The following is a 13,804-nucleotide window of genomic DNA, read 5'->3' on the forward strand; positions in this document are numbered from 1 at the left end:
GCAAACCATTAAGAGGCCGATGTGAGTGCGAGTATGCCCTACAATCGTAAACTTATTTTATCTAAAGGACGGGGTATGCATGAATCGTATTGACGAAATTATATGGAAACGGAACAAGATCATCAGCATCATTTTGTGGGTTGTGTTAATTGTAGGATTTTCAGTAGCTTTAATTGAGCCCAAATTATTTATTTCCAACGGTATTGTGATCTTGTATGGAATCTGGCTCGCTTACGCAAACGCCAAAAAGAAGCATATTCATCTCATTCCTTGGGTGAACACAGTGCTCATCTCGTTGTGCGGGGTATTCGCCGGATGGGGAAGCGTTGAACCGCTGCTTGCTATGCTTATCTCTTCAATCTTGCTTATTTATCCAAACAAAAAATGGTTTATCATCGGATTTTCGGTTATGCTCGCGAACAATATTCTTCAACTTTGGATTATTCCTACAACAACTCAGGATCAGTTCGTAACTAATGCAATTAATGTAGGACTATTCGCCGTTGCGGGTGGAATCTTGTTGATGGTGTCCTATCTGAACCAAAAGCTCTTTCATGAAAGTGAAAAAAGATGGAGCGAGGTCGAAGCGTCGCGGACCCGGGTGGAAACGATGCTTGAACGGGTCAAGGAGTCTGTTGGCGGTCTGTCTCGTTATACAGATCAATTGAAGCAAAAGGTGGATTCAACAGGTTCCATTACCCATGAAGTGACCCTGGGATTCAGTGAGGTTGCCAAGGGTGTGGAGTTCCAGGCGACCAGTGTGGCGGAAATTTCGGAATCCTTATCCGTATCGGATCAGCATATTAAGGATGTTGCGCTGTATTCCCAGCAGATGAAAGAGGTGTCTGCAAGTATGGCAACGAGCACGCAAACAGGAAGCGAACATCTGAACCAACTGAACAGTCAGATGCAAGACTTATATGAAACGATCAATACAACGGCGAGTGACATGCAAAAGTTCAATGAGGAAAGTGAATCCATGACGCTTATGCTCAACAGTATAGCGGATATCGCAACTCAGACCAACCTGCTTGCGCTCAATGCAGCCATTGAAGCGGCTCGTGCAGGCGAGCATGGACGCGGATTTGCGGTTGTATCCGAGGAAGTGCGCAAGCTGGCCGAGAGCTCGGGTCAATCCGCGAGTGATATTTCAACCATCCTGTCTCGGTTAAAAGGACAAACGCAGGCACTGACAGATCGCTTCGAACGTATTCGTCTATCCTTACAACAAGGAAGAGACAGCGTGCAGACGGCAGACGAAGTGTTCCGTACGATCAACAGCAACTCTCAGCATGTGTTGAATCAAGCGACAGATATTGAGACGAGTTCGGCAACAATGAAGGAATCTTCTACTAGAGTAGTGAATGAGGTTTCCGAGATTTCGAGTGTAACGGAGCAATCCAGTGCAGCGGCAGAAGAGATCCTGGCGAGCATGGAAGAACAGCGTAACTTAACACAGAAGATGGTGGAGAGCTTCGGAGAGCTGGAGCAGCTGATTGTGAACCTGAATGAGTTAGTCTCGGATCATCAGGCATCTTCCGTGGAGAATAAACTTTAATACCAGTTGTTGAAAGTTCGTCTGTACGTATTTATCGTGCTGGACGGGCTTTTTTCATCTGGAGTATAAGTTGATGCCGACAATTTTTTCCGATACAGTGTTGTGTAGAGTATGAAGAGGATGGTGGAGAACGAACTATGAATTGGGTGGAGATTAGCAAATCCAAAGATGTGGAGCAAGCCAGAGAAGCTGTCGGTGTCTTGGATATCAACGAACAGGATGATCGCGGGCGTACACCGCTGATGCTCTTTTTGACAAATCGTATGCCGATTGAAGCGATCCGTTGTCTTCTCGAAACAGGTCCTGACTTGGAACTAGAGGACAAACTTGGGGATACCGCGCTGAAAAAAGCGGTGAAGTTCAAGCAGCTTGAAGCCATTCCGTTATTGATTGAACATGGAGTCAAACTGGATGCTCCCCATGGAATTCAGGCTAGTGCCTGGAACGCAGCCAGACGTAACCCGGATATCGCAGACATGTTACTGGACACTCAAGGAGCAGTCAGACTCAAGCTGACCCAGGCGGAACAACATGTTGTCGATAAAATTTTGTACGAGGAGTCTTCAGACAAGGCGGCTGCCCAAATCCGTGCCCTGAATTCAGCTGTACTCCTTCATGCCATCGTGAACGGGTACAACTGGGACGACAGTCCTGAGCCGATGATTGCAGTGTGTGAACATTCCGAATGTGCAGAGATTACGCGGTTGGACATGGCAGAACTGCTGGATGCGGACTACTGGCTTAAGATGGATGAAGATGAAGTCAACGAGAGAGAAGATGGTCTGGCTTATCGTCAGCTGGCAGAGCGATTATCCCAAAGAGGATAGATGAGAAATTCCAAGGTTGAGTAGTGAATTCAATGGAGTAAAAGGTATGTAAGCCAGAGAGCCAGAGTGGATCAGTTGCAGGCTGGAAGTATCGAACATTTCTATATGATTGAGAGTGGGAAGCAGCTCTGTCGACCGAAAAGGAGTATGAATAGCTATATGGTTTGTATACAGATGATGTTACCTTATGGGGGAGTACAAGGTTGAAGAATAAAGCAGGGAACGACAGATCGGGTTGCGATGTACATACATATGAGGTTAGGAATGACAATTGCATCGAACGTGTGCGTCTTTATGATCAGCATTCGTTCAAAGACATGGACTGGCCCGATACGGAGGACGGCAGATATGCCAGAGCTTATCTGGAACCCATGATGCAGCAAGGGTCCCGGAGCTTTATGTCCAACGTGGAGACCACAGTGCTGCTCGCCCGGATCGACGATCTCGTTATTCCACTGACGGTGAATGATGCAGAGTATGATAATGCTTACGTCTGTTCGCCATATACGCATTACGTGAGTTACGCGAAGCAGGAATTAAGCATGTTGCAGAAACCCGTGTTGGAAAAAGGCCTTAGTGCGCTGCTCAGTCTAATCGGTTGGGGAATGAAGCAATCACAGATTAACAAAGTCGTGCATGTGAACAACTGGCTGTTGTCCACTAATCTCTATCCAGCCATGTCCGGTGAACAGGCAGAATGTTTACTTGCAGTGGTACAAGAGAGATACCCGGAGCACGTCATTGTATTTCGCTCCTTGTGTTCGGGACTTCATCCCGATCTGACGGCGAGGCTAACCGAAGTGGGGTGTCGACTGATTCCGAGCCGACAGATCTATCTGTACCAAGCGAATGATCCGAATTTTGGTAACTCAAAATCACGCTGGCTCTTGAAGAGGGATTACGAATTGTTGGCCAAGCACGAGTATGAATTTGTTTCCGAAGTAGAAATGACAGATGCAGATATTCCGCGAATCGTGGAGTTGTACAAGCGGTTATATCTCGAAAAATACTCCTATCACAATCCGCAGTTCACCGAACGTTTCATTGCTGCTGCGATGGCATCAGGAACACTCAGGCTGTATGGACTGCGAAAGGAGGGGCGCTTGGACGCGGTAATGGGTTATTTCTGCCGAAATGGAATCATGACAACACCGTTGTTCGGTTACGATACAGCGGTGTCCCAGTCCGTCGGACTATACCGCATGTTATCCGCCTGTCTGATCAGACAGGCTCGTGAGAACGGCCATCTGTTGCATGAGAGCGCGGGAGCAGCTCAGTTTAAGCGCAATCGGGGTGCTGTGGCGGATTTTGAGTATTCGGCTGTGTATGAGCGCCACCTTCCATGGGGCAGACGCTGGTGCTGGATGCTGCTTGATCGGTTGCTGAATCGCATAGGTGTGCCGCTGATGCGCCGCATGAAGCTGTAAACAGACACAATAACGTTTTACGCTCCCCTAGGAGGGGGGCATACAGGTTTGACTGCACACATGCACAAACAACTGGTTATCGTGATACGCAAACTCCTATCACAATCGCCTAAATTAGACATGCTCTGCAAGTTGTACCTCGAATCCGTCCGGATCTGTAATGTAAATAAACCGTAGATGCGGATGGGGCTGGATGGGGCCGCGTACAATCGGAATATTTAGCTCTGCCAGTCGTTCCATCGCTTCATCCAGCGAGTTCACCTCATACCCGATCGACACGCCAGCCTCTGGTTTAAGAACGGATTCACTGCCCTCAATCAGTTCCAGCTTGGTTTCATTCTCCATGCCGAGCATGGCAATCTGCCTTCCGCGGCTTTCGAATCTGCGCTGAACTGGAAGTCCGAGCATGTCGTGATAGAACCTGAGCGAAGATTCCAAACTACTGACCCTCAGCGTGATCCAGTTTAATTTGATCAACATGGGTGAATTTCTCCTTTTTCTTGCATGATATGTATTTTGGTTACGTTCATTATACGATAGGTGCTACCAGGAACCTACTCCTTATCAGCAAACAATAAAATAGCTGCCGAGATATTCGGCAGCCAAATCGTATAATCTCCGTTCGTTCCGTTGGTTCTATCAATTATTGAATGAGATCCACTGCACCTTGTGGTACAAATGCCTCTAAACCGTTATAGACAATGACACCTTCCAAAGCTGTCTTTTTGCCGTTCACCAGTGCAATATTTTTATAGATTTGAAGTTCCAGCTTGGTGTTGCCTTTGGTAACGAGGATCTTTGGAGTTTTGGCGTCAGTGAGATCCAGTTTGTATGTTGCGCCTTTGGCTGTAAATGCCTGTTTGGCAGGTACAAACAATTGTTTGTTCACGCTGTCCAGATCGAGATCCAGTACACGTGCCATATATTTGGCGACATCCGTGTTGTCGATTACCCCGAATGGACGGTCATTGTTGGGAGCATACGTGTAAAGTACGACATCTCCACCTGTATGACCACCGGTTGTCCAACCAATCCCTGCGCGTTTGCTGATCATTGGACCGATTGCATAGTTAAGACTACCCGGCTCAGCCGTTTTAATTGTGGCAATCTCCTCGGAAGTCAGATCGGTAATGCCATAGTATTGTTTCATCACTGCTTTGATGTTTGTACGCTTGGCATTCAGCTTCGCTTCAACACCCTCACCTGTCAGTTTGGCCTTTTTCAAAGGTCCGATAAATGTGGACAACGGCTCTTTATCATATGTGCCAGTTGTGGAGGTATTACCGATTGTGAGTCCACCGTTCTGGTGGTCAGTTACAGCCACAACCGCAGTCTCTCCATCCGTTTTGGCAAAATCCATGGCTACTTTTACGGCATCATCAAAAGCCAGCACATCACTGATAATACCAATCGGATCATTGGCATGAGCTGCCCAGTCTACTTTACTACCTTCAACCATCAGAAAGAAGCCGTCTTCGTCTTTGGACAGAACTTCAATCGCTTTGGATGTCATCTCAGCAAGACTTGGTTGCTTCGCTGGATCACGGTCCATATTGTAAGCCATGCCCGCTGGTGCGAACATACCCCACAGCTTGTTCGAATCGGATGCTTTCATTGCAGCCGGTGTAGTGACGTAATCGTAACCCAGTGCTTTGATGGACGAAACCAGATTCTCGCCGTCTTGGCGACCCGCAGGCTCAAGGTATTTGCTACCTCCGCCCAACACAACATCCATGCCATTATAGACTTGTTGTTTACTGAGGGCATCATAGTTTTTCCGATCCGGGTAGTGAGCAGAGAAGTCCGCGGGTGTGGCGTGCATAATCTCGGATGTGGATATAATACCGGTTGCTTTGCCAGCTAGTTTGGAGGCCTCCAGTACAGAAGCGACCGGTTTTCTTGCGTCTCCAGGCGCAATCGCCTTTTGCCCAGGCATCGTAGCCTTGTCCGGCAGTACACCGACGAATCCGGTATGCGATTTGTAGCCTGTTGCAAAAGCGGTTCCAGCAGGAGCCGAGTCCGCAATCGGCGCATCTGCAGAGTGGGTACGAACCATGCCGCTTGCCATGGAATCCAGCGTCAGGGACGAGCCCTTATACCAACGAGCCAGAGCAGTGGCATCGTTAGCTATGCCGTCGGGAATGAGAATAATCACATTTTTAATCGGTGATGCTGATGTCGTTGAGGTGGTGTCTTCCACAGCCCACGCTGCACTTCCTCCTCCGAGTGTAGCTGTAACAATTGTTGTCACCGCGAGCATCATTTTGGCTGCACGGACATTAAAACGGTTTAACATGAATGCATCCTCCTAGAATATATGTATAGTTTGTTTTGTATCCTGAGCCCAGTGTATACAACCAATGCTAAACCAATGTATGAAATGGATTAACTATATGTAAAATTTACGATTAAATGAAAAAAGATAGACTTTAACCGAACTGTAATCTGTTTTGTTATATCGTCGGTTCTGTATATAATTAAGACTTATAACCCACGGAACATTCGGAGCGATATGATCTATGTTGAATTGTGGCGTGAGAGAAGGAGGGGTGTAGATGTATCGAATCGGAATCGTAGGGCCGAGGCCATCCATTGAGCGAACCATGCGTGCGTTGCAGGGACACAATCTGGGGGCGAGCTACGAGCCATATGCCTATGAACATGCAAGAGAAACGGGAGACATCATTAGACGAAATCGGGAGAATGTACACGGATGGGTATTTACGGGGCCGATTCCTTATCTGAGTGCTCAGGCTGAACTTTCGGAAAAAGAACATGCGATATACTGCCCTCCTACTGGGGCCAGCTTGTATAAGGCGATGCTTCAGGCCATTTACACCTTGGACAGTCCGGTGAAAGATATCTCCATTGATATGACGGACAACGAGGGCTGGGGGTTGATGGACAGTCTGGAAGAGCTGAATATCTCACAGGAGCAATTACGTAAATACGTGTTTTCCATCGATTACGATGTGGAAGAAATGATCGAGTTCCACGTGCGGCATTGGCAAGAGGGGATTACCAAAGCAGCGATTACCTGTCTGTACGCGGTGTATGAAGGTCTGGTGGAACGCGGGGTACCCGTCTTCAAAATTGATTCAACCAAGCAGGAAACGGTTCAAGCCGTACGTATGTTAATAGAACAGATTCGCAGTTCAGCGTTCAAGGATAGCCAGATAGGTGTGCTCATGATTGAGATTGATCGATTGCATGAAGCGGGAGAACTGTCGACGGAGCGGTATCAGTTGCAGTATATGGAGCTGAAGATCAAGGGAGTGCTGCTGCGACACTGTGAACAAATTGATGGATCACTTCATCAGGACGGCACCGGAAGGTACCTGATGTATGGTTCGAGAGGTGTGATGGCCCGTAGTATGGATTCACTGCATTCGACCATGCAACAGTTGGAGCTGGATACAGACTTGCCTTCCTTCGGCGGGATTGGGTTCGGAGAGACGGCATTTGATGCCGAACGACATGCACGTAAAGCTATTCAGTACGCCAAGGATGATGAGGCTGGACGGATTATTATCTATGAGACCGATGGAACCATTGTCGAGGCGGCAGGAGAAGACCACGAATTATCCTACGAAACTTATTCAAGTGATATTGAATTGCTGGAACAATTGAACAAGGCAGGCGTCAGTATTCGTACATTCCAGAAAATAAAGGCCTACATACGCCGAATGGGCAAAGAAGAATTTACAGCCGGTGAGCTGGCTTCCGGGCTCTCCATGACCATCAGGCACGTACAACGTATTATGGGCAGTCTTACTGCTTTTGCACTGGCCGAAATTGCTGGCAATGAGCTGAATACAAGGCGCGGAAGGCCTAGTAACCGTTATCGTCTCTTGCGTTAGGTTAGCGAACATAGAACAAATTACTAGAACCGATGATGCAACCTTATGTCTCATGTCCGTGTGGAGAGGACAAGATGACAAGGCCGGCTCAGCGGTTTTTTTATTTCCAGTGTTAAAATACATAACACAGGTATTGAACTTTGTGCGGGGATAATTATATAATGTCCTAAAATTACGACATTTTCGTTAAATGTACGTTAATGATCTGCTAATGGGGACAAGACCTTCATCAGACTTGTTCAGTCTATCCAGAGGCAGTTCCAACACAGTCAGGGGGTTGTTTGCATGGTCAAAGCGGACAGACAGGAGAACACAGGACTTTTTGGTTGGGTAGAGAAAGTAGGGAACAAGCTTCCCAATCCGTTTTTATTGTTTATCTATCTCATTGTCGCCCTGATGGTTGCCACACTGGTGTTATCGCTCTTTAATGCGACGGCACATAACCCGATTGATGGGGAACAGGTACATGTTAAGAACTTGCTGAGCAGGGAGGGAATTCAGTGGCTGTTGCCGAATGTGGTCAAGAACTTTGCTGATTTCAAACCACTGGCTTCCATCCTGGCTCTGGTGCTGGGCATTGGTCTGGCGGAGAAGGTGGGTCTTCTCGAAGCGGTTATGCGTAAAATGGCTGTTCGGGTACCTGCGCGTTACGCCAGTTATCTCGTCATTTTCATCGCTTTTTTCAGCCATGTGTCCTCGGATGCGGCGCTTGTGATCATGCCTCCGCTTGGAGCGCTGATCTTTCTCGCGGTAGGCAGACATCCGGTTGCCGGATTGATTGCCGCCATTGCTGGGGTTGGCGCAGGTTTTACAGCCAATATGCTTATTGTGACCACCGATGTATTGCTGTCAGGCATTAGTACTGAGATTGCAACCTCTGTAGATCCCAATGTGGGCGTTACGGTTCTGGATAACTGGTACTTTATGTCCGCTTCGGTTATTGTGCTGACTCTCGTTGCCGGGTTCATGACGGACAGATTCCTTGAACCACGTCTGGGCCGTTACGAAGGGGAGCGAGTGTATAAGCTCGATGCACCGACACCTGAAGAAAACCGGGCATTACGTGCATCGGGGATTGCTGCATTGCTTTTTATCGCAGTCATTTCATTTATGGTGATCCCTTCGAATGGCGTTCTTCGTAACCCGGAAACGGGAAGTGTCATGGGTTCGCCTTTCCTGGCCGGGATTGTTCCTGTCATTTTACTGTTCTTCTTTACCGTAGCGCTGACTTACGGCATTAAACTGAAAGTGATCCAAAATCAGAACGATCTGCCAAAACTGCTCATTGAACCGATCAAAACGATGGCTGGTTTTATCGTGATGGTGTTCCCGTTGTCCCAATTCGTGGCGATGTTCAACTGGAGCAACATGGGCAAATTTCTGGCACTTACAATTACCGATTTGCTAGAAAAGACAGGCATTAACGGCATTCCGGTGGTGATTGGATTGATTTTCCTATCGGCATTGCTGACGATGTTCATCGCAAGTGGTTCAGCGATCTGGTCCATTCTTGCCCCGGTATTTATTCCAATGATGATGCTGCTTGGATTCCATCCGGCATTCACTCAGGTTATTTTTCGGGTATCGGATTCGGTCGTTATTCCATTGGCTCCGGTATCGCCTTTTGTACCGCTGTTCGTAGGATTTCTGCAGGAGTACCGTAAAGATGCGAAGCTGGGAACGTATTATTCACTGATTTTGCCATATTCGATTGCATTCTTCTCGGTGTGGGTGGTTATGGTCATTCTATGGTACGCCTTCAACTTGCCACTTGGTCCGGGAGTAAACGCAAGATTGTAGGGGATCAGCAGAGCAAGCTTAGTGACGTATAACGTTGAATGAGTCGTGTAGGTCTGAATACACGATCAAATAGATAGAGGTTGGAGAGAGGGGAAATAACATATGATGGATATTATCGCACTTCGCCGGGACCTGCATGCACATCCTGAACTGGGATTTACGGAATTTCGTACTGCGACCAAAGTGGTGCAAATCCTGACGGAACTGGGTTATAGCGTCACTTACGGAAAAGATGCAATTGATGACACATCACGGCGCGGGTTGCCGAAGCCCGAAGTCTTGGAAGATGCATATCAGCGTGCCCTCCGTGAAGGTGCAGATCCGGTGATCGTGGAACAGATGCGAGGAGGATTCACCGCCGTTGTTGCTGAAATTCAAGGGGAGCAGGAGGGGCCAACGACAGCGTTCCGCTTCGATATGGATGCATTGCCGATCCGTGAGAGCAAGTTGGAACAACATGCACCGCAAGCAGCACAATTTCGTTCCCGTCATGAAGGCATTATGCATGCCTGTGCACACGATGGGCATACAACGATCGGACTGGCGCTTGCAGAACGGTTGAGTAACCGGAAGTTTGCCGGCAAGATTCGGCTGTTATTCCAACCTGCCGAAGAAGGTGTGCGCGGAGCATATGCCATGGTTGAAAAAGGAATGCTGGAACAGGTGGATCGCCTGTTCTGTATGCACTTAGGTACCGGTGTGCCATCCGGTCATATTAGAGGTGCGTCTGCCGGATTCCTGGCAACGACCAAGCTGGAAGCACATTTCACCGGTGTATCTTCCCATGCAGGAGCTACACCGGAGGAAGGCCGGAACGCGCTGCTGGGCGCAGCGACCGCCATGCTCAACATTCATGCACTTCCCCGCTTCAGCTCAGCAGATACCCGGATTAATGTAGGCATTCTGGAAGGTGGAACAGGGGCTAATATTATTGCTGAGCATGCCCGCATGGTTATTGAGACACGTTCGACCAGTGAAGAAACGAATCGAGAGCTGGAGCGCCGCGTGCGGAACATCATTGAGCATAGCGCAGCCATGCACGAACTAACCGCTTCCGTTGAAGTGGTTGGAAGTGCCATCCCGATTCGATGTGATATGGAACTTGCAGAGCTTGCGGTTCAGCAAGCGGAAGGCATCGCTGGTTTCACCCATGCGGAGGCTATTTCGGATAGTGCTGCTCTCGGCAGCGAGGATGCCAGTTATATGATCCGGCGAGTCCAAGAGCAAGGTGGCAAAGCCACGTATATGATTGTTGGCAGCGAGTTACCTGCCCCGCATCATCATCCCGAATTTGATATTGATGAAGCGGTATTGGCCCCTGCGGTGGAACTGCTGGAGAAATTGGCACGTACCCTGCAAACAACAGATCTATAGGATGGTCGATATTCATGACTAGGAGTTAGCTGTCTGGATCATCAGGATGGAAGCTAAGTTCAGGCCCGCATGAAAAGTGCGGGTTTTTCTGGTTAGCCCTTGTATGGAGAATAAGAAGATGATAAAAAAGATATTGCGAACGCTTACATTATGTGCTAACATCACCATAACAACAGGATTGTAACCGTGTTAAGGGCAATACCTGTGTCAGTTCATTCGTTGGTTCTTTGTTCATCAGATGAATGATTGCGTTTACATTATCATATGGAATGAGCCTCATTCCTCAGGGTTGTTACTGATTGCAGGCAAAACCTGAATTGAGGGCAGCAGATCACGCTAAAGCGATGTCTGTTTGCCTTCGGTTCAGGTTTTTTTATACAAAAAATGCCTGAAGGCATGACCGCAAGCGCAGTTGCGGATATTTCGAGCAGAAAGGAGTGCGGCAGATTAAGTTTTCTGAAATAGAGAAATAGACTCATCCAGACATTGGAATACTGATTCAAAGATGCACATTTCCAATGCAATTATCCCATCACACACTATTTGACAGCGAGGAGATTGTTGACATGAAAAGCATTAAACGTTCGATTGCCATAGCAACCATTCTGGGTTTATGTGTATCCGGGTTACCGGCATATGCAGCAGGAAATACAGCAACCTCTTCTTCAGCAGCGATGGACAAGCTGATCGAATCGGAGCTTATTCGTGGCAGCGGTCAAGGTGTTAATGCGGCTTATTTGAATAAAAAAGCTACACGCATTCAAGCCGCAGTACTGTACTTGCGTTTGTCCGGATTGGAGAAAGAAGCACTCGCCTATCAGGGATCGGTAACGTATGACGATGCGGCTCAGGCAGGAAAAGTATTGCAACCGGTCGTTGGCTACTTGAAGCAGCATCCGTATGTGGCTGAGATCGTAACGGGAACGGAGAAATTTGAGCCTAATGCACCCCTTACAGCGGAAGGTTATGCCACAATGCTGTTGAAGGTGCTTGGATATGAAATAGGTACGGATTATGAGCAAGGGGCGGCTTCCACCTATGCGGCTGGGAAAGGAATCAAGGCACTTCAAGGGAAGGGAGCGAGTGAGCTTACCAATCGACTGATGGCCGAAGCAACTGCACAGGCTTTGCAAACACAGCTTAAGAACGGCAATGGAACCTTGGAGCAGAGCTGGTTGAAACATAAAGAAGCTGGCGCGTTCAAACCTCAAACGTTGCAACAGACCAAATATGGTGCGATTGATGGCAAAAAATATGAGCAATATAGCACGCTCGGCTGGCTCGGTGTTCCATACGCCGCACCTCCGGTAGGTGAACTGCGTTGGAAAGCCCCACAAGAACCTGAAGCTTGGGCAGGAACTAGATCGGCTAAGGAATTTGCAGCGAACAGCTTGCAGATCTCCGGCAAGAATACAGTAGGCAGTGAGGATTCACTGTACCTAAATATTTGGCGTCCTGACACAACCAGTTCTAAACTTCCGGTGATGGTGTTCCTGCACGGTGGCGGGAATATGACCGGATCAGGTAAAGATTTTCAGGGTGAACAGCTTGCGCGGAGCACCAACAGTATCATCATCTCCGTGAACTACCGTCTGGGGGCCCTCGGATTCTTCGAAAATGCAGCGCTGAAAACCGGCAATGCCCTGGATGACTCCGGTAACTATGGTCTGCTCGACGCATTCCGTGCACTGGAGTGGGTACAGGATAATATTGCAGGGTTTGGCGGAGATACAAGCAATGTTACATTAGCCGGACAATCTGCTGGTGCGCGTGATGTGCTGGCAACACTGATCTCTCCACTTAACAAAGGGCTGTATCAAAAAGCAGTTGCTTTCAGCGGAGGATTGACGACAGCATCACCGGAAGAAGGTGAGCAAAAATCCCAGGATGTACTCGTGAAACTGCTTGTACAAGAGGGGAAAGCGGCTAATGCAGAAGAGGCAAAAGCCTGGATAAGCAAGCAATCTCCGGCACAGCTGGAGAGCTACCTGCGTGCACTGCCGGCGGACAAGCTGGTCACAGCGTTTGGTGCAACCGCAATCCGTATGGAGCCATTCCCGCATCTGTTCCGGGACGGCACCGTGATTCCAAAAGAAGGCTTTGAAGCCATCCAGAACGGCAATTACACGAAAGTTCCTGTATTACTGGGCAGCCTGGAAACGGAGTTCTCCGGATTTGCCTTTGGTGATCCAAACTTCGCTCCAGCTATTGCGGATGGAACGCTGTTCACCGATGAAACCAAGGCGGAGCAATATGCTGCTGCTCTGAAATACGGTAGTGAAGCTTATGCAGGCTTTAATGCAGAGCGTGTCGCGGAGCAATTGACCAGTGAAGCCGGTCAGCCGCCGGTATATGCTTATCGTTTTGCTTGGGGTACACAACCTGGGGTCATCTCTGAGCGTTTGCTCACGTTACTGGGCGCACCACATGGTGCGGATATGGACTTCTATACAGGGCACGCCGATGGCATTGCTGCCTATTTCCCTGAGGGATACTTTAGCGAGACGAACAAACCAGGACGTGATGAGTTGTCCATCGCGATGGCAGCATACCTGAAGCAGTTCCTGTACACAGGCAATCCAGGTACGGGTGGTTCCCCTAATCTTGCGGCATGGACACCTTGGACGAAAGATGCACAAGCACCGATCATGCGTCTGGATGCAAGTAATACAACGGCAGAGATTGGCATGTCCACACAATATAATCAAGGAAAAGAAGCCGTAATGGCGAAGATGAAAAAAGAATTGTCTGAAGAAACATACAAACTGTTGACGGAAAAAGTGTTTGCAGGCCGTTTCTTCTGGGAATAAGGATCACCGGGTAGGAAGGGATATATAGATAAAAGGTATATAGATAAATTGAAAGCCAAGGGAGCCTATTCTCTTGGCTTTTTGTACTGTTCGTCATGCTTAAATATGGTATTGTTGTAAATATAAATTAATAACATCGAGAGGGGAG

The 13,804-nt window shown here is 48.2% G+C and carries 9 protein-coding genes; 7 read left to right on the forward strand and 2 right to left on the reverse strand.

Annotated features, from left to right (window positions below; translation table 11 throughout):
* The first annotated feature begins 79 nt into the window (after nt 1–79).
* From ACX9NY_RS01465 to ACX9NY_RS01475, 3 genes are all read left to right on the forward strand, one after another.
* A complete protein-coding gene (locus ACX9NY_RS01465; RefSeq protein WP_339236484.1) occupies nt 80–1,558 on the forward strand; it encodes a methyl-accepting chemotaxis protein in 1,479 nt (492 codons plus the stop codon).
* 137 nt (nt 1,559–1,695) lie between these two features.
* The gene (locus tag ACX9NY_RS01470; RefSeq protein ID WP_472476788.1) at nt 1,696–2,385 is read left to right on the forward strand and encodes a DUF4274 domain-containing protein; all 690 of its coding nucleotides are present in this window, start codon (nt 1,696–1,698) and stop codon (nt 2,383–2,385) included.
* Nucleotides 2,386–2,588: 203 nt separating this feature from the next.
* A complete protein-coding gene (locus ACX9NY_RS01475; RefSeq protein ID WP_472476789.1) occupies nt 2,589–3,812 on the forward strand; it encodes a GNAT family N-acetyltransferase in 1,224 nt (407 codons plus the stop codon).
* Nucleotides 3,813–3,926: 114 nt separating this feature from the next.
* Here the strand turns inward: ACX9NY_RS01475 and ACX9NY_RS01480 are convergent, their stop codons facing one another.
* Entirely contained in the window at nt 3,927–4,292 is a 366-nt protein-coding gene (locus ACX9NY_RS01480; RefSeq protein ID WP_472476790.1) for a VOC family protein, read from the reverse strand.
* A 163-nt stretch (nt 4,293–4,455) separates the two neighbouring features.
* Entirely contained in the window at nt 4,456–6,108 is a 1,653-nt protein-coding gene (locus ACX9NY_RS01485) for an alkaline phosphatase (protein ID WP_472476791.1), read from the reverse strand.
* Nucleotides 6,109–6,367: 259 nt separating this feature from the next.
* On the opposite strand from ACX9NY_RS01485, the gene ACX9NY_RS01490 reads away from it, so the two are divergent.
* The 4 genes from ACX9NY_RS01490 (at nt 6,368) to ACX9NY_RS01505 (ending at nt 13,656) form a co-directional block, all read left to right on the forward strand.
* Nucleotides 6,368–7,672 carry a hypothetical protein gene (locus ACX9NY_RS01490; protein WP_472476792.1) on the forward strand — a complete coding sequence of 435 codons (1,305 nt, stop codon included), beginning with the start codon at nt 6,368–6,370 and terminating at the stop codon, nt 7,670–7,672.
* A gap of 285 nt (nt 7,673–7,957) precedes the next feature.
* The gene (locus ACX9NY_RS01495) at nt 7,958–9,472 is read left to right on the forward strand and encodes an AbgT family transporter (protein WP_472476793.1); all 1,515 of its coding nucleotides are present in this window, start codon (nt 7,958–7,960) and stop codon (nt 9,470–9,472) included.
* A gap of 102 nt (nt 9,473–9,574) precedes the next feature.
* Nucleotides 9,575–10,846 carry an amidohydrolase gene (locus ACX9NY_RS01500; protein WP_339236468.1) on the forward strand — a complete coding sequence of 424 codons (1,272 nt, stop codon included), beginning with the start codon at nt 9,575–9,577 and terminating at the stop codon, nt 10,844–10,846.
* Nucleotides 10,847–11,412: 566 nt separating this feature from the next.
* Nucleotides 11,413–13,656, forward strand: coding sequence for a carboxylesterase/lipase family protein (locus ACX9NY_RS01505; RefSeq protein ID WP_472476794.1), 2,244 nt, complete (start codon nt 11,413–11,415; stop codon nt 13,654–13,656).
* Nucleotides 13,657–13,804: the final 148 nt, after the last annotated feature.

It is taken from the genome of Paenibacillus sp. CB74 (assembly GCF_055687625.1).

Excerpts from the sequence above, each read along its gene's own strand:
- ACX9NY_RS01495 (WP_472476793.1), top strand. The coding sequence starts at position 7,958 with ATGGTCAAAGCGGACAGACAGGAGAACACAGGACTTTTTGGTTGGGTA.
- ACX9NY_RS01470 (WP_472476788.1), top strand. The coding sequence starts at position 1,696 with ATGAATTGGGTGGAGATTAGCAAATCCAAAGATGTGGAGCAAGCCAGA.
- ACX9NY_RS01465 (WP_339236484.1), top strand. The coding sequence starts at position 80 with ATGAATCGTATTGACGAAATTATATGGAAACGGAACAAGATCATCAGC.
- ACX9NY_RS01480 (WP_472476790.1), bottom strand. The coding sequence starts at position 4,292 with ATGTTGATCAAATTAAACTGGATCACGCTGAGGGTCAGTAGTTTGGAA.
- ACX9NY_RS01505 (WP_472476794.1), top strand. The coding sequence starts at position 11,413 with ATGAAAAGCATTAAACGTTCGATTGCCATAGCAACCATTCTGGGTTTA.
- ACX9NY_RS01490 (WP_472476792.1), top strand. The coding sequence starts at position 6,368 with ATGTATCGAATCGGAATCGTAGGGCCGAGGCCATCCATTGAGCGAACC.
- ACX9NY_RS01485 (WP_472476791.1), bottom strand. The coding sequence starts at position 6,108 with ATGTTAAACCGTTTTAATGTCCGTGCAGCCAAAATGATGCTCGCGGTG.
- ACX9NY_RS01500 (WP_339236468.1), top strand. The coding sequence starts at position 9,575 with ATGATGGATATTATCGCACTTCGCCGGGACCTGCATGCACATCCTGAA.